Here is a 20,357-nt window from a genome sequence, read left to right as displayed (position 1 = left end):
GATAAGATTGAAATAAATATCTTTGAATAATTATGATGTAGATTGGGAGGTATCTAATTTGGCTGAGAAAAAGGGGTTTAATTTTAATATTATAAAAAATGACCCACTAGACGGACACAAAGGCACTAATATTGGCTCAATAAGTTTAGACAATATTGCGCCAGTTTTTATAGATGTAGAAAACAAGGAAGCCTTTATAGATATTGGTGGCATGCATGCCCGTGCTAAAGTTGAAAAGGGCGTAAAATGGATTAATGATAAAGCACAAGTAGAAGGTGACGAAGCGAAAGAATATTGGTTATGTTGGGTCACTACAGAACGCAGTGAACAAGGACCTTACTATGCGGGAGTCACAGCTTGTTATTTATTAGTGAATAGAAGTATACGTCGTGGCTATAAGAGTATGCCAGAACATGTGAATATGATGGATAAATCTATGAAACATCAATTTATTATCGATCAAATTGGTGATGAAAATAAACAAATCTTGAAAGAATTCTTGAAGAGCCATAATGAAGACATGTGGAATAACTCTAGCGACGAATTATATCAAGTATTTGAATAAGTACCAAAAAATTTAATATTTTGATGATGACGATATCAGAATATAATTCAAGCCTTTAAATGAGTATGTTACAAAATCATTTAAAGGCTTTTATATTGTATAGCTTGTTATTATTTCACACTACCAATTCCGTTAAGTTCTTCGCTATAAGGTTGCGTTAATTCGTTACAAGAGATAACTTTTCCATCTTCGTTAAATACAAATTCTGCATAAACTTCTACTTTCCCTTTGAAACCATCTTTCTTCTCAACATTGACATCATAGCGTAAGAAAATCGTATTTTGAGATTCATCTATAAGCATGGTTTTAAATTCATTAATGGAAAGACGAGCCACAACCTCTTTGAGTTTCTTAAGGTGATCTGTAAATTCATTAATATCCGACGTGTGATGATCTGTCGTTTGAATATAAGAAGGGGCAAAGTACATATTAATTTTCTCAACATCAAGATTGATTAAAATATCCTTATAAAGTTTTTCAATGGTCGATTTTAAACTTTCTTGGTTCATTTTAATCTCCTTTGTAAACGAGTTATTCGAGTTCATCGCCAATACTGTACTTTTCAAATAAGGTTTTAACAATTTCATTATGAATCATATGAAAAGGTCTTTCAAATCTTTCAGCAACTTGTTTCACGTCTTCATATTCGGGCTTCATTTTCAAAATCTTACCCTCTCGCAATGCGAATTTCACAGAAATCTTACCATATCCGGTATCAATATCTCTAAAAGTTCGATCTAATATATTTCTACGAACTGCGTAACTGCGAACTCCGAGTGAAGATGTCTCTTGTAAGACAAGCGTTTCAAACTCAAATGCAGTGTCTGGTTTACAAATTACTGTCAAATGTGTACTAGGACGTCCTTTCTTCATAAATATCGGGGTGTAATAAGTATCTAGAGCACCTCGTTCTAATGCCATATCCATGAAATGTCCTAATGATTCCGGCGTCATATCATCAATTTGGCATTCGATAACCTGGACTTCATCTTGCTTTTTTGATTGCGTCTCAAATTGAATGACTCTTAACACGTTTGGGAAATCAAAGTCTTTACTCCCTGCACCATACCCAATTTCTTTCATCGTAGCAGAAGGGAATGCGCCGAAAGATGACACTAAACTTTTCGCAAAGGCTGCACCAGTGGGAGTGGTTAACTCACTTTGGACATCAAACGCTGCAAGTGGTATCCCTTTAAGAATTTCGGCAGTCGCTGGTGCTGGTACGGGATACACACCATGTGCAATATTGATTTTGCCATTGCCTGTAGGAATTGGTGAACAATATAATTCATCAATGTCTAATGATTCTAATGCGATACATCCGCCTATAATATCGATGATAGAGTCCATCGCGCCAACTTCATGAAAGTGTACATCTTCAAATGACATGCCATGAATTTTAGCTTCTGCATGTCCAATCACTTCAAATATTCGCTTGCTTCTGGCTTTGACCCGAGGCGATAATGTGCTGTCGTCAATCATTTTCAAGATATCTGATGCGTGGCGATGATGATGTGGTTCATCGAAATCAATGTTTAATGTCATTGCATGAATGCCTTGCTTCATCTTCTTCTGAAAATGAAGTTCAAAATGATCTAGCGGTAAAGTCTTAAGTTCGCTTTCAATTTCATGGGGGTCAGCGCCTAAGTCGACTAAAGCTGACAACAACATGTCACCGGCAATGCCTGCATGACAATCTAAATAAATTGCATTTGTCATATAGATGCTCCATTCTAGTTATTTTCAATCATTTTCACTATCATTCCAGCGTTATAACCTCCACCAAAGCCATTATCAATATTGAGCACACTTGTACCAGGCGCACATGAATTAATCATGGAGAGCAGGGTAGTGACGCCATCTAAATTTGCACCATAACCAACACTTGTAGGGACAGCATAGACGGGGTGATTGACAAGTCCTCCTACAACGCTTGCTAAGGCGCCTTCCATTCCAGCAATGACTACGGATACCTTACCTTGGCGTATTTCATGAATATGATTGAATAATCGATGAATACCAGACACGCCAACGTCGTAAAAGCGTTTAACTTGGATTCCCATTACTTCTGCAGTTAAAGCAGCTTCTTCGGCTACTGCTAAATCAGAAGTACCGGCACAAAGGACAGAAATATAATTTTGAGATTTATTAATTTCTTCTATCGGCGTACAAACGATATTGGCTGTTGCGTGATATTGAAGATAAGGGTGCTGTTTGAGTACAAATTTAGCCTTTGTTTCATCAATACGTGTAACTAAAATCACATGATTGTGTTGCGTGAGACTTTCAATAATTTGATGAATTTGTTCTTTAGTTTTACCTTCACCGAAAATGACTTCGGGAAAGCCTTGTCGTTGTGCTCGATGTAAATCAATTTTAGCAAAGCCCAATTCATCATAATGACTGAGTTGGGCTTTAGCTTCGTCTATAGAAATGTGATTTGATTTTACACCTTCGAGCAATGCTTCAATAGAATGTTCATGATTACTCATTATGTGTATACATCCTTATACTAAATTTGTTGCTTTCGTATCAATAACTTCGTTCATACTACCTGTTCTGTAACCTTCTAAATCTACAGTGACATAGTCAAAACCTAATTCTTTTAAACGTAAAGTGATGTTGTCTTTATTTTTTAAGATTGTAGCTAAATCATCTTCAACCACTTCGATACGAGCGATATTATGATGGTAGCGTACACGCACATGATTAATTCCTAATTGTAAAATATATTTCTCTGCTTCGTTGACTTTATTTACTTTAGCAAAGCTTAACGCTTCACCGTAAGGAATTCTTGAAGCTAAACTACATAGTGCAGGTTTATTCCATACAGGTAAATCATGTTGTTTACTTAATTCTCTAATTTCTGATTTATAAAGATTGGCTTCTTGAAGCACACTACGAACACCGAATTCGTCTCTAGCTTTTAAACCAGGGCGGAAATCTTCGAGGTCGTCCATAATCATGCCATCAAGTACATAATTAAAGCCTAAACCTTCTTTGATTTCATCAAGCTTGCCGTATAGCAGGCGTTTACTGAAATACCAACTGTCGGGCGTGTTCTTTACGATATTATCGTCTTCGAGTTCAGCCATTTCAGTTTCTAATACATCTACACCTAGGCTTCGGCCTAATTCAATTGCTTGATCGAATTCTTCATTTCTGAAAAGTTCTGATTTCACAACTACAGGTTTGACATGTTCAGCACCTAATACATCTATAGCTTTTTTGAGCACTAAACTACTATCTACACCACCTGAAAAGGCAATAACCACACTTCGCATTTCTTTAAGTAAGTGATCTAATTTCATTTCTTTATTCATTAATTCAGTCATTCTCATCATCCTCCCAAATTATTCTTCATTCTCAACATATGGAATAGTTAATGGACCTTGTGGCATAACTCCGATTGATAATTTACGTCCATATTGTTCTTCTAATTCTTGTAGCGTTTGTTCGATATTTGAAGTTGGATTTAACATTGAATCTTTCAATTGTTGATCTGTTAATTGTGAGTATACGTACACATTAGCGAATGTTTGGATGCTCGCTTGTTTCTGAACTTGCCATTGGTCCATTTCTTTAAAGTTTGGATCATGGATGAGGTCCAGAATCCCTTGTGGGGTGTCGGCCATTTTAAAGATTTCAGCGAATTTACCATGATCAGGGAAGCCATCAGCACATTCGGAAACCATGATAATGTTGCCGCCTTCTTTAACAACTTTACTTGCAGCACTCATCCCTTTAACAGTTTGATACAAGTTTTGGTCTAAAGGATAACCCGAATTAGAAGCGATAACGACATCAAATCGATGGTCGCATTTGAACATCGCGTGTTCTTTAACATAAGCACAGCCTTCTTTATGTGCTTCAAATACTTCTCCGGCGAATGCAGCTGTAATTTCTTTGTTCTTATTTAAAGCAACATTCAACATAAAATCAGGTTTGCACATACGGTTCACTTCTCTAGCCATATCCTGTACGGGGTTATCTTCTAAATTGCCCCATGTAGAACGTGGGTCTCCAATCATTTTGGCGTTATGAAATGTTTGAATCGTCTCTAAACCAGCGATACCCGGCATGATTCCTTTAGGTCCGCCTGAGAAACCTGCAAAGAAATGAGGTTCTATGAAACCAGTGACGATTTTGAAGTCTGATTCAACATAATCTTTATTTAAATACGCATCACAACCATACTTACTCTCCCCAACTTTGATAAGACGCTCTGCTTCAGTGCAGTGGTTATGAACAATTTTAACTGTATCTACAATGTCTTCACCTAACATTTGAATTAATTCATCACGTGTTTGGTCACGATGTGTTCCTGTACCATTAATAATTACGAAATTTTCTCTTGGTACATGATTCAATTCCTCAATTAGTAAAGGCACAAGAATATGATTTGGCGTAGGACGCGTGATGTCACTAATGACTATTGATACGATGTCATCACTTTTAACCATTTCTTTTAAAGGCTTTGAATTGGTTGGATGCTTCAAAACGTCTTTGATAGCTGTTTCATAGTCTTCAATAGCGTCGATATTTTGAGGTTCGATGATTGTACTGTCATCTGGTACATTTACCTCAATTTCAGATTTTCCATACAACACTTCTGTCTTCACATATATCCCTCCATTTATCAAAAAATCACTACCACAAAGTCTTATAAACCCTTAATAATACAACATAACACGATTATTATATTTAAATTGTAGCATAATTTTTAGAATATTTTAATTTATGAAAAAGTGATTGTAAGTATAGTTATTTTAGTTTCGATGAGATTATTTAAATGGTGAAAGAATAGCACCATTATCGAAGAGATACGCGTGGAAATAAATCTAAGATGTCTTTTTGAAAAATAATTAATGAAAGATAAACATGTTTTATTTCTTTTCTATTTTAAATATTTTTACAAATACGTAAAATTGAAGATTAAAAAAGGCTATATACATTAAATTTTAATTTATGTATAATTAACACAAATAATAAATGTGATGATTTATTATTTGAAATAACAAGATTCTCTTTTAGAACTATAATTTACATATTATCGTTTAAAGAAAGGATTGAATTAAATGGAACAGCAACAAAATGATAAAAGTACTTTAGTATTCATCATACTTGGATGGGTATTTTCAGTATTATCTTTACTAGTTTTACCAATTGTTTTTGGAATTGCTGGGATAGTATTCGGAGCTTTAACTATTTCAAGAGGTAAAAAAGTTCACGGTATCATTATTATTGTAGCTGCTATTATTTTTGCGTTATTAGGTACGGTATTAGGTGCAATGATTGCGCAAGTTGCAGGTTATTAAAATTTTAATTTAGATCAACGAGAGTAACTCTAAAGGTATGGAATTTGAGTCGTTCCATACCTTTTCTTTTAACTAAAGATAAAAAAGGGGCGGTCATACTATGCAATTTAAACTAAAAGAAGACGATATTTTAGATTTCTTAGAATTAAACTTTCCAGATCAAACTTTTGAAAAAGGGCGTTTATTGGTAGGACAAAATAAAAAAGAACCTTTGGATGTTTATTATTTAGGGAAAGATTTTTTTGCAGTGTTAACTGTAGCTTTTAATACATTTGAGTATATTAAAGCTGAACCATTAGATTATAGTCTCGTTAAAGAGATTAGATTGAAAGATGGTTTAGTATATAGAAAAATGATTATTGAGACAGAAGAAATCGCATTTCAATATGGAACTTCAAAAGCATTATTAAGTGATTTCCAAAGTGAAAATTATAATCGCTTTATTCAAGGTGAAAAATCTCGAGTGATTTTTAAAGATGGGCACTTCGTTTAATAACAACGGATAACTTTTGAAAAAGTCTCGAAAATATCTCGCGACTTTTATATTATTTTCTAATAGTTTTGAACAATTTAAAAATATAGTGATATAATGTATGGAGATGTACAACAAAATTTATGAAATATGAGGTATTAAGGTGAAAAATTATATATTCATCATTGCAGCAACTGTATTCGGCATCATATATTTCAAAAAGTATCGCTATATTTTGAAAAAGTATAACGTAGATATCGTTGATATTGAGTTTAAGTGATAAATTGAAGTAATTAACGACATAAAATCGTGTTCATATCTTTATGGTATGAGCACGTTTTTTTAATTTTCAATAATATAAAGGTAACTGTGGAATCACAGTGAGAACACTACAAGCTATAGTGTTTTTATGCTATAATGACTTGTATTATTTGAAAGATTAAGGTGAGTAGTAAATTGGATAAAAACATTAAGATTCAAACAAAACAAGTTTTGAAACAAAATGATGAGAAACAAAAATTTGAGTTTACTACAGAAGGTGCTTGGCAAAAACGGAGAGCGGAATTTATCCGATACGAAGAAAAAATTGAAGAAGCAAAAGTCAATGTTACAATAAAAATTGAAGATAATGGCGTAAAGTTAATTCGTAAAGGCGACATAAATATGAATTTACACTTCGTCGAAGGGGAAGAAACGACTACATTATATGATACACCTGCAGGACGGATTCCCTTAACTGTAAAAACATTGAGTATTTTACATTTTGTTACTCCAGATGGTGGGAAATTAAAAATTCATTATGAGTTATATCAAAACGAGGAAAAAATGGGTTCTTATCAATATGAATTAAATTATAAGGAGATAAGCAAATGAATATTATCGATCAAGTAAAACAGACATTAATTGAAGAAATTGAAGCTAGTATCAAAAAAGCTAGATTAGCTGAAGATATTCCAGAAATTAAAATTGAAATACCTAAAGACACTAAAAATGGAGATTATTCATCTAATATTGCGATGGTATTAACTAAAATCGCCAAACGTAACCCACGTGAAATTGCACAAGCTATTGTTGATCATCTTGATACAAGTAAAGCACATGTGAAAGAAGTAGACATTGCAGGTCCAGGTTTTATTAACTTTTATCTAGATAACCATTACTTAACAGAAGTTATTCCAGAAGCCATTCATAAAGGTGACAAATTTGGTTATGCAGATGAACCAAAAAATAAGAATATCCTATTAGAATATGTGTCTGCTAATCCGACAGGTGACTTACATATTGGACATGCCAGAAATGCTGCTGTAGGTGATTCTTTAGCGAATATTTTAATTGCGGCAGGATATAATGTCACTCGCGAATATTACATTAACGATGCAGGTAATCAAATTACAAACTTAGCGCGTTCAATTGAAACACGTTATTTCGAAGCTTTAGGTGATACAAGTCATGAAATGCCTGAAGATGGATATAACGGTAAAGATATTATTGAAATTGGTAAGGACTTAGCAGATAAACATCCTGAAATCAAAGATTATTCTGATGAAGAACGTCTTAAAACATTTAGACAATTAGGTGTCGATTATGAAATGGACAAATTGAAGAAAGACTTAGCAGCTTTCAATGTACATTTCGATAACTGGTTCAGTGAGACTTCTCTATATGAAAATGGCGCAATCGACAATACGTTGGCTAAAATGAAAGAATTAGGTTATACGTATGAAGCAGATGGCGCAACTTGGTTACGTACAAGTGACTTTAAAGATGATAAAGACCGTGTATTAATTAAAAAAGATGGTAACTACACATACTTTACTCCAGATACGGCTTATCACTATAACAAGATTAATCGTGGCAATGATATCTTAATCGACTTAATGGGTGCCGACCACCATGGTTATATTAATCGTCTGAAAGCAAGTCTTGAAACATTTGGCGTAGATAGTGATCGTCTTGAAATTCAAATTATGCAGATGGTTCGTTTAATGCAAAATGGTGAAGAAGTTAAAATGAGTAAACGTACAGGTAATGCCATTACTTTACGTGAAATTATGGATGAAGTAGGAATAGACGCAGCACGTTATTTCTTAACTATGCGTAGTCCAGATTCTCATTTTGATTTTGACTTAGAACTAGCTAAAGAACAATCGCAAGATAATCCGATTTATTACGCGCAATACGCACATGCACGTATTTGTTCTATCTTGAAACAAGCGAAAGAGCAAGGTGTAGAGATCACAACGGATGCGGATTTCACTACAATTACAAATGAAAAGGCCATTGAATTATTGAAAAAAGTGGCTGAGTTTGAAACTACAATTGAAAGTGCAGCAGAACACCGTGCACCTCATCGTTTAACAAATTATATTCAAGATTTAGCATCAGCGTTCCATAAATTCTATAATGCTGAGAAAGTTTTAACTGATGATGCTGAGAAAACAAAAGCACATGTAGCAATGATTGAAGCAGTACGTATTACGTTGCATAATGCTTTAACACTTGTAGGTGTTACAGCACCAGAATCAATGTAATTGATTAAACATTTTAACTAAATAATTAGACAACTGCCCTCATAAATAACTATTTATGAGGGTATTGTTATGTGTAGAATTGGAGTGATAACATGCTTTCGACTGAGGAATTATATCAGAAACTTTATAACAATATGGGTGAGCAACGTTGGTGGCCAGCTGAGAGCCCTATTGAGATGATGCTAGGGGCAATACTCGTGCAAAATACGAATTGGAAGAATGCTGATATGGCTCTGACGCGTCTTTATGAGGAAACACAATTTGATGGTAAGAAGATATTGCAAATGCCGCTCGAACAATTACAACAAACGATTCGTTCAAGTGGTTTCTATAAAAATAAAGGTAAAGCGATTCATGCCTTGATGGATTGGTTGAACCAACATCACTTTGATTATCAATCAATTGCGCAACATTACGGTGAAAATTTGAGAAAAGAATTATTAAAAATTCGAGGTATCGGTAGTGAAACGGCTGATGTCTTACTAGTATATATATTTAATGGCGTTGAATTTATTCCAGATAGTTACACGCGACGGATTTATGCCAAATTAGGCTACGCGGAGACTGAAACATACGATAAGTTTAAGAAAGTGATTCAATTACCCTCCAACTTCACGAATCAAGATGCCAATGAATTTCACGCGTTACTCGATAATTTCGGAAAGAATTACTTTAATGGTAAGGGAGAACATCGTTATACCTTTTTGGATTCATTCTTTGAAAATTAAGTATTGACCCTTACGTAACGTCATACCTCATACTTTATTTCAGGAGGTGAAGAAATGAAAGAGTATTTTAGTCCTAAGGAGCTATGTGATATTACTGGAGTAAGTTTACGTACACTTCATTTTTATCATGAGAAAGAATTATTAATTCCAGATCAAATTGGCGACAATGGCTATCGCTATTATAGTGTAGAAGATATTACAAAGTTGCAACATATCTTATTTCTTAGAGAATTAGACTTAACGTTGAGTCAAATCAAGGATTACTTTTCTAAAGATACTCAATTTAAAAATGAAGTGCTCCGTGAGAATTACGGTTATATCGTTATGAAAAGGGACAGACTAAATACAATTATTCAACAATTGAAATATCATTTTGACTCCGATAAGAATGAAGAAATTGAGGTGACGAATATGAAGGAATTTGATTTAAATGCACAATATGAAAATGAAGCAACGCTTAAGTATGGAGATACAAAATATTATCAAGCTTATAAGGAGCAACACGAAAGCAAGAATGAAGCTGAAAAGGAAAGTAATGAAGAGGTAGTAAATAATCAATTAAACATATTTTTTGATGAAATGAATCAATTATATCAAGAAAAAGTGACAGCGCATGAAGCAAGTCCAAAAATTGAAAAATTAAAAATGATTCTTCAATCACAAGTGCCTAACTGTGATCATCAATTTTTGAGTTATATGGCACAAACATATGTTGAAGATGAGAGATTTGCTAAAAATATTAATAAAAATCGTCATGGAGGATTGAACCAATATATCGCTGATGCAATCCATGAATATATCGCGAATTAAAGATATAAAATTCATTTTAAGCACTTCCGTTAATGGAGGTGCTTTTTATATTTAATAATTCTTATTAATAAAATTAACTTTAATTTCTAATATTGATTTAATTTTAAATTGATTAATATTATAATGTTTTTGTAGCTTCAAAAATTTTACATATATAAATAAGGAGGATGGGCAATTGCTCCACTCTTACAAGCTTTATTGGCAGAATTATTTTAATTTTAAAGGCCGAACAAGAAGGCAAGATTTTTGGTGGCCGATGCTCTTTAACTTTATTATCATAAGTTTGACTGATTCGGTTGATTCGGCAATTTATCATTATTACCCCCATCTTGTTGTAGGATTAAGTGATATTATATCTGTTGTATTTACAATTGGGACGTTCTCTTTATCTGTAAGAAGATTCCATGATATAGGTAAAGATTTAACTTTTCCAATTTTTTATATGATAATGGCTGTTATTCCTATAGGATTTCGTATCGTCTTATTTCAATATTTTCAACACTTTAATAATTATTATGATGATAACATTGGCAATATTGGCAAAATTGTAGAAATTATATTTACCGCTAGTATAGACTTTGTTATATTGATGTTTCTTGTGCTGCTTATGTTTATATATATCATAGCCATGATAGTAATGGGTGTATTTGCCATTATCTTTTGTGTACGAGATAGTGAAGAGGGGGCTAATAAATATGGACCTTACCCCAAAAATAATGATGAATACAATTCAAATGTGAAGGAGACTAACAATGATCGAATCATATAAGCTATTTTGGCAGAACTATTTTAAATTAGAAGGACGTTCAAGACGTCGAGATTTCTGGTGGCCATTTTTGATTAACACAATACTTAGTGGAATTATTGGCGTAATCATTTTCAGTTTGAGTCGTCTATTTCCACATAGTGATATGATTTACAATATTATTGAGGTAATGATAAACCTAGTAATACTTATTGGAACGTATACAGCTGCAGTTAGACGTTTCCATGACATAGGTAAATCAATGGTCATTCCAAGTATCTTTTTAGTCATTAGTTTATTAGGTATTTACAATAATTTATTTAGAGATAATCAAACTTCTCAATTATCTCTACAAACGCAAAATCAAGTGTTAAATGGTATTTTAAGTGTCGTTGCAATTATATTATCGTTATTTATAATTGTAATTTGTATTATGAGTCTTGTGTATAGTGTGAGAGACAGTCAAAAAGGCACAAATCAATATGGCCCAAACCCTAAAGGTGAATAAGAATGATCTAAGTATCTTTGCTAGATTGGCGGAGATACTTAATTTTTGGATTATTTTAATTAATAGATTATTAAAATAAAAGTAATCATTTAAAATTTCAAAAAACTAATGAAATATTTGTTGTTTTTGATATGATAAATACGAAGTGAAGATACATATATCATAGTCAGAGAAGGGAATGCTCACAGAATGAGAAATAAACTATGTATGATGATTCTCGTGCTCGTTTTATTATTAGCAGCATGTAGCCACGACTCAAACCAATCATCAGATAAAGATTCGGCATCGACTAAAAATGATGACAATAAAACCAAATATCACAGAATAGTTTCTTTAATGCCTAGTAATACTGAAATTTTGTATCGACTCGGTTTAGGTAAAAATATTGTTGGTGTTTCAACAGTTGATGATTATCCTAAAGACGTCAAAAAAGGCAAAAAACAATTTGATGCGATGAATTTGAATAAAGAGAAATTGCTTAAGGCGAAGCCAGACTTGATTTTGGCACATGAATCACAGAAGCATTCTTCAGGTAAAGTGTTAAATTCGTTGAAGAAAGATGGCGTCAAAGTGGTCTATGTAAAAGATGCTCAATCAATTAACGAAACATATGATACATTTAAATCTATTGGTAAATTAACAGGACGTGAGAAACAAGCTAAGGATTTAGTAGATGAAACGAAAAATAATGTTGATAAAGTCATTAATTCTGTTCCAAATCATCATCAAAAGCAAAGTATATTTATGGAGGTATCATCTAAACCAGATATTTATACTGCAGGTAAGGGTACAATTTTCAATGATATGTTGAACAAATTAGATGCGAAGAATAGTTTCTCAGATATAAGTGGCTGGAAGTCTGTAAGTAAAGAAAGTATTATTAAGCATAATCCGGATATATTGATTTCTACAGAAGGTAAATCCAAATCGGATTACATTAAAATGATAAAAAAACGTGGCGGTTTCGATAAAATCAATGCGGTAAAAAATACACGTATTGAATCAGTTAACGGAGACGAAATTTCTCGTCCAGGACCTCGAATAGACGAAGGCTTAAAAGAATTAAGAGATGCTATTTATAAAAAGTAATATTTACAGAAAGTCAGTGGTCATACGAGCACTGACTTTTTTAATACGATTTTGTTATTATATTGATAAATATAAAAAAGAAAAGAGATAATGATGAGGAAATTTCAAATTATATTCACCTGGCTAATCGTATTAATAATCATTATGTTTGTGAGCTTATGGTGGGATTTGGGAAATTTAAATGATACCTTTAATCAAACGATATTATTGAAAGTAAGACTTCCGAGAGTCATTGAAGCGGTTCTAACTGGAGCTACGCTGACACTTGCCGGTCAAATGTTTCAAACGGTTTTAAATAATCCATTAGCTGATAGTTTTACGCTTGGATTAGCGAGTGGGGCGTCATTAGGTTCGGGGCTTGCTTTATTTTTCGGATTGAGTTTTTTATGGTTACCATTCTTCTCGATTACACTCAGTTTAATTACACTGATATTAGTACTCGGCCTTTCAGCAATATTGTCACGAGGTTATCCTGTAAGTGTGCTTATTCTATTAGGTTTGATGATAGGTGCTTTGTTTAATGCACCTCTTTATATGTTGGTTCTAATGCAGCCACGGAAAATGAATTCAATTGCAAACTACTTATTCGGAGGATTTGCATCGGCAGAGTATCACGATGTCGTGATCATAACAGTAACGTTAAGTATCGCTATAGTGATTTTATTTTCAATGCAAAAAAGCATTAAATTACTACAATTAGGTGAGTTGAAGAGTCAATCATTGGGGCTTAATGTTCAAACAATCACGTTTCTAGTCCTAACGATTTCGTCAATCATCACAGCTGTCGTAGTGGCTTATGTAGGTATCATAGGATTTATAGGTATGATTGTGCCTCAATTGATACGACGATTTTATTGGCGTTATGAGTTAGGAACGCACATGCTACTTAACCTTATCGTTGGGAGCGCCGTGATGTTGATAGCAGATTTTATAGGAGGAACCATCATTCAACCTGTTCAAATACCAGCTAGTATTATCATGGCATTGTTAGGTATACCAGTTTTATTTTATATTCTTATTACACAATCTAAGGTATTACGATAAATGTATTCATTTGCTAAAATAGAAACTACTATAAAGTGAAGAGGTAACTTAAAATGGATTTAAGTCATATTAAAGCAATCGTCTTTGATTTAGAAGGCACGTTGTTAGATAGAGTCAAATCACGTGAGAAATTTATCGAAGAGCAATTTGAACGATTTCATGATTATTTTGTACATGTTCAATTGGCTGATTTTAAGAATAAATTCATCGAGTTAGATGATGATGAAGATAACGATAAACCTGATTTATATAAGCAAATTATTAAACAGTTTCATATTGATCGCTTAACGTGGAAAGATTTATTTCATGACTTTGAAATGCATTTTTACCGTTATGTCTTTCCATATTATGATACGTTATATACTTTGGAAAAGTTATCAGAACATGACTACCTTATCGGCGTCATCGCAAATGGTAGATCAAAAATAAAACAATTTAGATTACATTCATTAGGTATTATGCATGTGATTAACTACTTAACAACATCTGAAACAGTGGGGTACCGCAAACCGCATCCTAAAATATTTGAAGATATGATTGAACAATTAGGTGTGAAACCTGAGGAAGTTATGTATGTTGGAGATGACGCGCTCAATGATGTTGCGCCAGCTCGTGCAATGGGTATGGTAAGTGTATGGTATAAACAAGAAGATGCGGAATTAGAACCACTTGAAGATGAAGTGGATTATACAATTACAACGATTGAAGAATTATTGAATATTTTACCTGAAAATTTTGAACCAGAAGGAGAAGAGCGCAATGGCAATGGATTTATTTACGAGTAAAGATGGAACGACAATTCATTATAATACTATGGGCGAAGGCTATCCGGTCGTACTTATTCATACGGCTTATGATAATTATTCAGTGTTTAATGATGTAGCTAAAGCGTTATCGAAATCTTTTCAAGTGGTGTTAATTGATTTAAGAGGTCACGGATATTCGGATAAACCAAGGCATATTGAATTTCATGAGTTTGCGGATGATGTTAAAGCTTTATTAGATTATATTTACATTGACCAAGCAGCCTATATAGGACATGAGATGGGAGCAATTGTTGCTTCAGATGTTGCAGTGAGATATCCAGACTATGTCTCATCGCTTACGTTAGTCAATCCAACCTCTATTGAGGGTGAATTACCTGAAGAACGTCTGTTTAGAAAGTATGCCCATACGATTAGAAATTGGGACGATGAAGAACAAGATAAATTCTTGAATAAGAAGAAATATTATAAACCACGTAAAATGAACAAATTTTTAAAACATGTGGAAGATACGAATGCAATCTCGACTAAAGAAGAAATACAAGCGGTGAAAGATGTCTTTAAGACAGCTAATATTTCAGAAGTTTTTAGAAATGTTCAAGCGCCAACATTAATTATTGCGGGAGAATACGGAGAGCGTACAACAACATTGGAAGCTAAAGAAGTTAGCGATTTGATTGAACACGGCCAATTTAATGTTTACGCTCAATCAAGTTTATACCCATTTGTTGAAGAACAAAGTCAGTTTATCGACGAAGTAACTTCATTTATTAAAGATCATTTTCCACATCAAAAGGCATAAATAATAAAGATTAAATTGAACTCGAAGTTGGTATACATGACTAACGAAAGTTCAATTTTTCTTTATAAACAGTTTTTTGAAAGTTAAAAATATTGTTTTGTAACGTTTTTGTAATATTATTGTCATTTTAGTAATATATGTAGTATAATAAATTTAAGCACAAAGCAGAGATATTGAATAAAGGAGAGAGTGCTTATGAAAAAGCTAATGGCTTCATTACTTGTTTCAGGATTAGTTTTAACAGGAGTAAGCGCTGGTCATCACGCTGAAGCTGCTACAGGTAACTCAATGAAAACAGTTCAACAAATCAATCATGGCGATCAATCTTTAGAAAAAGTTAGAATCGGCGAATCTATAAAAAGCGTTTTAAACAAATATAGTCATCCAATCTATTCATATAATCAACAAGGCACTGAACACTATTATGAATTTAGAACTCATAAAGGTGTCTTACTCGTAACAACAAATGGTAAAAAAGATAAAGGTCACGTGACTCGCGTTTCTATGACTTATAATCATGCTAACGGACCAACTTATAAATCTGTCAAAGATACATTTGGTAACAAAGCCGTAAGTCGCGTACATTATAATAAAGTAACTGGCAACTTTGGTTATATCCAAAATGGTAAAGCAAGCTATCAATTTAGTTCAGAATCACCAAAAGATAAAAATGTGAAATTATATCGCATAGACATCGCTAAATAAAGCTAAGTTGTTGATATAAATTGAATATAAATAATTTTATAATATGAGTAAGGAGCATGAAGCTGAAATGATTCTATAAAGAATGACATTTCGCTTTTGCTCCTTTTACTTTGTATTTTAATGTCGATAAAGGTAAAGTTTAGTTGAATTTTCAAGAAATAAAACGTATTGTGTGGTAAAATCTTATACTGAATATCATTTAACTAAAATATTGCTTAATTCGTAATTACATCTAGATTTGTATGAAGAAGGAGTTAATCATGCGTACTAATGATAAAGTATTGCTCGAGAATATCAATGATTATTTTAGCCATAAAGGTATGTCCCCTAATTTAATAGATGATATTAAGGAAAAGTTCCGCTCAGATATTAAGAAATCCGAAGAACAAGACCAAGATTATATTGAATATAGAGGCAAGTCACCAGCGCAAATTATACTTACGATACAACGTAATTTATTTGCATTACAACTTAATCCAGTTATCTTTTTTATTATTAATTTTATTCTCATTTCCTATTTGTATGATAAACAATATGTACAGTTTCAAGCTATTACAGGAATAAGTCTATTTTATTGTATCGTTATTTTTCCAATTACAATTATTCTTTATACTAGAATCGCAAGGAAAAATTATTTATATTCTAATAAATTTGAGATGTGGGTAGGTATCGCGATTGCAATTATTGCCTTGATACTTATAACTATGCAAGCTTTTCATTTCAATTGGGCCATTATTCCTATTAATATTTATGGACATCAATTTGTATTCTTCGTTGGAATTATTTTAGGTCTTGTAGGTATATTCTTTAAAAGGTTAGAATTTACTGGAATAGGATTATTATTCTGTCAGAAAACGATAGATGCAATGATCACAAATCCCGAAATTGCTCAATTTTTCTCATTAGCCATTTGGATTTTACTTGTTGTACTCATTATTTTTTACACAATTAAATTATCAGCACGTACAAGATCGTAATAATACGTCGATAAAGTCTTATATATTAGCTATCAACTACTGCTATATATAAGACTTTTTTTATGTATAAATTAAGATGTAATAAATAGGTTTATTTTTTTCAGAAAAGAAGAATAAGAAGCAACACTGACTTAAATAATTATATTAAATGAATATTAAATTAATTATTCGTTCGTCATATCAAAGGCGTAACTATGATTTGATGTGGGTATAGTAATTATTAAAGGGAGGTGCCACGATGGAAAAAATTCTAACATGTAATCAAATTGAACTCGCATATAATGATGAAGGACAGGGCATCCCCATTATTTTAATTCATGGATTAGACGGTAACTTATCAGGCTTTCAGGATTTAAAAAATGAACTCCTCCAATCACACAGAGTGATTACTTATGATGTGAGAGGGCATGGAAAATCCTCACGTTCAGAATCTTATGACTTAAAAGATCATGTTGAGGACTTAAGGTATTTAATGGATGCATTAAATGTGAGTTCTGCACATATTTTAGGACATGACATGGGGGGCATCATTGGTAGAGAATTTACAGAAACATATCAACACAAAGTGATTTCATTAACTATTGTCTCTGCTAAAAGAGAAGATATTACGCACGGATTTACAAAACTGATGGTGGATAATCAAGAAGAAGTAGCCGGATTTAATAAGTCTGAAGCAATGATTATTCTATTTCCAAAATTATTCCATAATCAAGATAAGGCTATGAGATGGTATCAACGTCAGAAGTTATACAGTAGGCCTACACCAGAAGATAGTGCTATTGCGATAAGAGCATTGTTAAACAGTGTAGATGTTACGAAAGATGTTCATAATAAAGTAACCGTACCTACGTTTATAGTTAATGGTGAACACGATCCGTTAATCTTTGATAAACAACATTATCGAATAGATAATTATTTTGAAAATGTTAGGAAAAGTATATTTAGCGGTTCAGGGCATGCACCACATATTGAAGAACCTGAACGATTTTTAGAACAATATTTAGACTTTATTCAGAAAGTAGAAGATGACTTAGAATAAAGTTTGGGGAATTTAACCCAATGTAGGAATTTAGTTTTATATTTTATAAATGATATTAAAAGGGCAATCAAATCGCGAAATTTGATTGCCCTTTAGTCTACTTTAGTATTTGTTCAGACACACTGTATTTTAGAATGGTTGACCCCCACTAAAAAAGAGCAAGATTCCGAAATTAATTGATAAACATCACATTTCGGTCTTACTCCTACAAATCTATAGCATTAAACTTCGTTTTCGTCGTTGGCTTCAGTGATTCTTTTGTTAACGCGTTTTAATAACTCGTCGATTTTCTTACGTTGTTTAGAGTTAACTAAAATTAACACTGTTCTTTCGTCGTGTTCATTACGTTTTTTATTGAAGTAGTCTTCTTGTGATAAGTTTTTAACAGCTTTTACCACTTGAGGTTGTTTGTAATTTAAGTGATTAATAATATCTTTAAGATAATATTCTTCCTCTTTGTTTTCACTAATATAAGTTAAAACAGCAAATTCTTCAAAACTAATTGAGAATTCCTTTTTGATAATACTTTTTAAGCGATCAGCATAAGTGACCATAGCTAATAATTCAAAGCAGTCATTAATTTTTGAAATAGCCATTATTGAAACCTCCCTATTTATAGCTTACTCATAAAAGACCTTTTTAAAACATACTATATTTTATTTATCTGAATATGTTATTAAGTTAAGACCTGTATGAGTACTCTACCCGAATTTATTAATTTGTATCTATTTTTTTGAAAAAATACGAAGTGTCTGCCATAATTTAGTATTAAATAAAATTTTAACAAATATATTTAATGCTATATTATTTAGTTAATTATAACTAAATAAAAATAAGAAGTAAACAAATAAGTGTTTATAAAACTAATTATTGTTTCTACAATGTCATTGAATTATCAAAATAGCAATTGACTTATTCAAAAATATCACAAATATTTAGAATTTCCCTTAATTTAATAAAAATAATACTAAAAAGTAATTATTTTGAAATGTTTTTTACAACCTTTGACTGTTGTAAGCTTTTGCCATTTTAGAAGAAGGACTTTTTACTACTTTTTCATTAATCGAAAGCCCACTCGTCACAATAATATACCCACTTTTTGAAGATTTTTTATAATTAATCTCTCTTTTTACGATTTTCTTGTTATGGATCACTAAAACATACTTGTTATCTACAATGCTGGATTGTGGAAGTTCAATATCGTTCGAAATCAAACTTATTTTAAAGTGTGTTCCAATAGGGTATTTGGCCTGAGTGGTCAGCACAACCTGAAAGTAAGATATATGATTTTTAACTTCAGAAGGAATCATTGAGATTGATTTAACTTTGCTAATGAATTGAGTAGCGTCACTAGTAGTTATAGAAACATTTTGATTAATTTTTAATAAATTCACTTCAGATTCTGATATATTAGCATGAATGACACGTTCCTCGCTATCAATTTGCACTACCTTATCATCTGTCTTTGCAGGATGTGGATTAATAATAGAGACATTGCCATTAATAGGAGAAACTTGTGTTGTGTAGATTGAATTTTGTTCTTGAAGAAGCTGAGAATACAGCTGTGGTGCGGTTAGATAGGGATTAGCTTTTAAATGTGAAGGGGCGTTCGTAGGGAGTTTAATTTGGTTAAGAACACCTTTAAAACTGTTTACTTTTATTTCTTTTTCAGAATTATAATATTCTAAAATCGGTCTTTTGGCGGATATTTTTTCGTTATTTTTAACTAAGATACGGTTAATTTGTCCTAGTGAAGAATTAAAGTGGAAAGTGTAGCTTTGCTTAGGAGTTTGAATACCTGTGGTGGAGAGAAGTATTTTGGGTTTAACTTTAATTATTTTTATGGAATTTAAGTCGTCAGTATTAGATTTTATCTTTGAATAGGTGTGATATCCAAATCCTAAACTGGTTAGAAGAAAGACTAAAATTAAAATAAATAATGTTATACGCTTTGTATTCATAGATGTTCACCTCTAGATGTGGAGTTAAAGGTATTATACAATATTAATTTAATAATAAGTAGATATTTTTAGTTTAAATGAAAATAGTTTGATTCAGACATTCTGATTTTATCAATATTTGAAAAACCATTAATACTTTACCTTTAAAAAGAAAAAATTGGGATTGAAACATTTAGCACAATATATTATGTCAATACTTCGTATTGCTTAGCTCCCTTGCCGCGGGCATGGCTTGGGAGTGATACAGAATTCTAGAATTTAAGAATTCGTATTATCACCCCCGCAAGGATGATTAGATG

23 protein-coding genes are annotated in these 20,357 nt (G+C 32.3%); 16 read left to right on the top strand and 7 right to left on the bottom strand.

The features are described 5' to 3' along the window. The first annotated feature begins 58 nt into the window (after nt 1-58). Nucleotides 59-565: a YwhD family protein gene (locus JMUB898_RS11245; protein WP_037541142.1), complete on the top strand. Its 507-nt coding sequence runs from the start codon at nt 59-61 to the stop codon at nt 563-565. A 110-nt stretch (nt 566-675) separates the two neighbouring features. Here the strand turns inward: JMUB898_RS11245 and JMUB898_RS11240 are convergent, their stop codons facing one another. From JMUB898_RS11240 to larA, 5 genes are read right to left on the bottom strand one after another with little or no spacing between them, the layout of a single operon-like run. Beyond that, nucleotides 676-1,074 (bottom strand): hypothetical protein, encoded by a 399-nt coding sequence (locus tag JMUB898_RS11240; protein ID WP_037541144.1) that lies wholly within the window; start codon nt 1,072-1,074, stop codon nt 676-678. 22 nt (nt 1,075-1,096) lie between these two features. Then, the gene (larC, locus tag JMUB898_RS11235) at nt 1,097-2,284 is read right to left on the bottom strand and encodes a nickel pincer cofactor biosynthesis protein LarC (RefSeq protein WP_002441226.1); all 1,188 of its coding nucleotides are present in this window, start codon (nt 2,282-2,284) and stop codon (nt 1,097-1,099) included. A 14-nt stretch (nt 2,285-2,298) separates the two neighbouring features. Next, entirely contained in the window at nt 2,299-3,057 is a 759-nt protein-coding gene (gene larB / locus JMUB898_RS11230; RefSeq protein ID WP_002441227.1) for a nickel pincer cofactor biosynthesis protein LarB, read from the bottom strand. A 15-nt stretch (nt 3,058-3,072) separates the two neighbouring features. Further along, complete coding sequence (gene larE / locus JMUB898_RS11225) at nt 3,073-3,900, bottom strand: ATP-dependent sacrificial sulfur transferase LarE (RefSeq protein ID WP_037541147.1); 828 nt, start codon at nt 3,898-3,900, stop codon at nt 3,073-3,075. An 18-nt stretch (nt 3,901-3,918) separates the two neighbouring features. Continuing rightward, nucleotides 3,919-5,187 (bottom strand): nickel-dependent lactate racemase, encoded by a 1,269-nt coding sequence (gene larA / locus JMUB898_RS11220; RefSeq protein ID WP_002441231.1) that lies wholly within the window; start codon nt 5,185-5,187, stop codon nt 3,919-3,921. A 456-nt stretch (nt 5,188-5,643) separates the two neighbouring features. Between larA and JMUB898_RS11215 the strand changes: the two genes are divergently transcribed. The 15 genes from JMUB898_RS11215 to JMUB898_RS11145 all read left to right on the top strand — a co-directional run bounded on the left by JMUB898_RS11215 (nt 5,644) and on the right by JMUB898_RS11145 (nt 18,097). Next, complete coding sequence (locus JMUB898_RS11215) at nt 5,644-5,883, top strand: hypothetical protein (RefSeq protein WP_002441233.1); 240 nt, start codon at nt 5,644-5,646, stop codon at nt 5,881-5,883. Between the two features lie 100 nt (nt 5,884-5,983). Further along, nucleotides 5,984-6,376, top strand: a complete 393-nt coding sequence (locus JMUB898_RS11210) for a hypothetical protein (protein WP_002441235.1) — start codon at nt 5,984-5,986, stop codon at nt 6,374-6,376. A gap of 435 nt (nt 6,377-6,811) precedes the next feature. Next, entirely contained in the window at nt 6,812-7,228 is a 417-nt protein-coding gene (locus tag JMUB898_RS11205; protein WP_037541149.1) for a YwiB family protein, read from the top strand. Beyond that, on the top strand, nt 7,225-8,886 hold the full coding sequence (gene argS, locus JMUB898_RS11200; protein ID WP_002441240.1) for an arginine--tRNA ligase: 1,662 nt from the start codon (nt 7,225-7,227) through the stop codon (nt 8,884-8,886). The genes JMUB898_RS11205 and argS overlap by 4 nt, the downstream gene beginning before the upstream one ends. A gap of 92 nt (nt 8,887-8,978) precedes the next feature. Further along, a complete protein-coding gene (locus JMUB898_RS11195) occupies nt 8,979-9,614 on the top strand; it encodes an endonuclease III domain-containing protein (protein ID WP_002441242.1) in 636 nt (211 codons plus the stop codon). Between the two features lie 54 nt (nt 9,615-9,668). Beyond that, nucleotides 9,669-10,424 carry a MerR family transcriptional regulator gene (locus JMUB898_RS11190; RefSeq protein ID WP_002441244.1) on the top strand — a complete coding sequence of 252 codons (756 nt, stop codon included), beginning with the start codon at nt 9,669-9,671 and terminating at the stop codon, nt 10,422-10,424. Between the two features lie 175 nt (nt 10,425-10,599). Beyond that, a complete protein-coding gene (locus tag JMUB898_RS11185; protein WP_002441246.1) occupies nt 10,600-11,193 on the top strand; it encodes a DUF805 domain-containing protein in 594 nt (197 codons plus the stop codon). Further along, the gene (locus JMUB898_RS11180; protein ID WP_002441248.1) at nt 11,177-11,677 is read left to right on the top strand and encodes a DUF805 domain-containing protein; all 501 of its coding nucleotides are present in this window, start codon (nt 11,177-11,179) and stop codon (nt 11,675-11,677) included. Before JMUB898_RS11185 ends, JMUB898_RS11180 begins: the two co-directional genes overlap by 17 nt. Before the next feature lie 189 nt (nt 11,678-11,866). Further along, nucleotides 11,867-12,766 carry an ABC transporter substrate-binding protein gene (locus tag JMUB898_RS11175; RefSeq protein WP_002441250.1) on the top strand — a complete coding sequence of 300 codons (900 nt, stop codon included), beginning with the start codon at nt 11,867-11,869 and terminating at the stop codon, nt 12,764-12,766. Nucleotides 12,767-12,859: 93 nt separating this feature from the next. Continuing rightward, the gene (locus tag JMUB898_RS11170) at nt 12,860-13,810 is read left to right on the top strand and encodes a FecCD family ABC transporter permease (protein ID WP_172594636.1); all 951 of its coding nucleotides are present in this window, start codon (nt 12,860-12,862) and stop codon (nt 13,808-13,810) included. 53 nt (nt 13,811-13,863) lie between these two features. Next, on the top strand, nt 13,864-14,595 hold the full coding sequence (locus JMUB898_RS11165) for an HAD family hydrolase (protein WP_002441254.1): 732 nt from the start codon (nt 13,864-13,866) through the stop codon (nt 14,593-14,595). Beyond that, nucleotides 14,570-15,376 (top strand): alpha/beta fold hydrolase, encoded by an 807-nt coding sequence (locus JMUB898_RS11160; RefSeq protein WP_002441255.1) that lies wholly within the window; start codon nt 14,570-14,572, stop codon nt 15,374-15,376. Before JMUB898_RS11165 ends, JMUB898_RS11160 begins: the two co-directional genes overlap by 26 nt. Before the next feature lie 195 nt (nt 15,377-15,571). Next, nucleotides 15,572-16,081, top strand: coding sequence for an SA0570 family protein (locus JMUB898_RS11155; protein WP_002441257.1), 510 nt, complete (start codon nt 15,572-15,574; stop codon nt 16,079-16,081). A 260-nt stretch (nt 16,082-16,341) separates the two neighbouring features. Continuing rightward, on the top strand, nt 16,342-17,058 hold the full coding sequence (locus tag JMUB898_RS11150) for a hypothetical protein (protein WP_037541153.1): 717 nt from the start codon (nt 16,342-16,344) through the stop codon (nt 17,056-17,058). Nucleotides 17,059-17,296: 238 nt separating this feature from the next. Next, nucleotides 17,297-18,097, top strand: a complete 801-nt coding sequence (locus JMUB898_RS11145) for an alpha/beta fold hydrolase (protein WP_002441261.1) — start codon at nt 17,297-17,299, stop codon at nt 18,095-18,097. 221 nt (nt 18,098-18,318) lie between these two features. On the opposite strand, the gene sarA is transcribed toward JMUB898_RS11145, so the two are convergent. Beyond that, the gene (sarA, locus tag JMUB898_RS11140) at nt 18,319-18,693 is read right to left on the bottom strand and encodes a global transcriptional regulator SarA (protein ID WP_002441263.1); all 375 of its coding nucleotides are present in this window, start codon (nt 18,691-18,693) and stop codon (nt 18,319-18,321) included. Nucleotides 18,694-19,092: 399 nt separating this feature from the next. Continuing rightward, nucleotides 19,093-20,058, bottom strand: coding sequence for an efflux RND transporter periplasmic adaptor subunit (locus JMUB898_RS11135; protein ID WP_002441265.1), 966 nt, complete (start codon nt 20,056-20,058; stop codon nt 19,093-19,095). Nucleotides 20,059-20,357: the final 299 nt, after the last annotated feature.

Origin of the sequence: Staphylococcus caprae (genome assembly GCF_003966625.1) — a bacterium.
Taxonomy (GTDB): Bacteria; Bacillota; Bacilli; order Staphylococcales; family Staphylococcaceae; genus Staphylococcus; species Staphylococcus caprae.
Note: the sequence above shows the minus strand (reverse complement) of the source record. Positions and strands in the feature narration are given on the sequence as shown.

Bases quoted from the DNA above. Each gene is read 5' to 3' on its own strand.
- JMUB898_RS11240 (WP_037541144.1), bottom strand. From the start codon at position 1,074: ATGAACCAAGAAAGTTTAAAATCGACCATTGAAAAACTTTATAAGGAT.
- larC (WP_002441226.1), bottom strand. From the start codon at position 2,284: ATGACAAATGCAATTTATTTAGATTGTCATGCAGGCATTGCCGGTGAC.
- larB (WP_002441227.1), bottom strand. From the start codon at position 3,057: ATGAGTAATCATGAACATTCTATTGAAGCATTGCTCGAAGGTGTAAAA.
- larE (WP_037541147.1), bottom strand. From the start codon at position 3,900: ATGACTGAATTAATGAATAAAGAAATGAAATTAGATCACTTACTTAAA.
- JMUB898_RS11215 (WP_002441233.1), top strand. From the start codon at position 5,644: ATGGAACAGCAACAAAATGATAAAAGTACTTTAGTATTCATCATACTT.
- JMUB898_RS11210 (WP_002441235.1), top strand. From the start codon at position 5,984: ATGCAATTTAAACTAAAAGAAGACGATATTTTAGATTTCTTAGAATTA.
- argS (WP_002441240.1), top strand. From the start codon at position 7,225: ATGAATATTATCGATCAAGTAAAACAGACATTAATTGAAGAAATTGAA.
- JMUB898_RS11195 (WP_002441242.1), top strand. From the start codon at position 8,979: ATGCTTTCGACTGAGGAATTATATCAGAAACTTTATAACAATATGGGT.
- JMUB898_RS11190 (WP_002441244.1), top strand. From the start codon at position 9,669: ATGAAAGAGTATTTTAGTCCTAAGGAGCTATGTGATATTACTGGAGTA.
- JMUB898_RS11180 (WP_002441248.1), top strand. From the start codon at position 11,177: ATGATCGAATCATATAAGCTATTTTGGCAGAACTATTTTAAATTAGAA.
- JMUB898_RS11175 (WP_002441250.1), top strand. From the start codon at position 11,867: ATGAGAAATAAACTATGTATGATGATTCTCGTGCTCGTTTTATTATTA.
- JMUB898_RS11170 (WP_172594636.1), top strand. From the start codon at position 12,860: ATGAGGAAATTTCAAATTATATTCACCTGGCTAATCGTATTAATAATC.
- JMUB898_RS11165 (WP_002441254.1), top strand. From the start codon at position 13,864: ATGGATTTAAGTCATATTAAAGCAATCGTCTTTGATTTAGAAGGCACG.
- JMUB898_RS11160 (WP_002441255.1), top strand. From the start codon at position 14,570: ATGGCAATGGATTTATTTACGAGTAAAGATGGAACGACAATTCATTAT.
- JMUB898_RS11155 (WP_002441257.1), top strand. From the start codon at position 15,572: ATGAAAAAGCTAATGGCTTCATTACTTGTTTCAGGATTAGTTTTAACA.
- JMUB898_RS11150 (WP_037541153.1), top strand. From the start codon at position 16,342: ATGCGTACTAATGATAAAGTATTGCTCGAGAATATCAATGATTATTTT.
- JMUB898_RS11145 (WP_002441261.1), top strand. From the start codon at position 17,297: ATGGAAAAAATTCTAACATGTAATCAAATTGAACTCGCATATAATGAT.
- sarA (WP_002441263.1), bottom strand. From the start codon at position 18,693: ATGGCTATTTCAAAAATTAATGACTGCTTTGAATTATTAGCTATGGTC.
- JMUB898_RS11135 (WP_002441265.1), bottom strand. From the start codon at position 20,058: ATGAATACAAAGCGTATAACATTATTTATTTTAATTTTAGTCTTTCTT.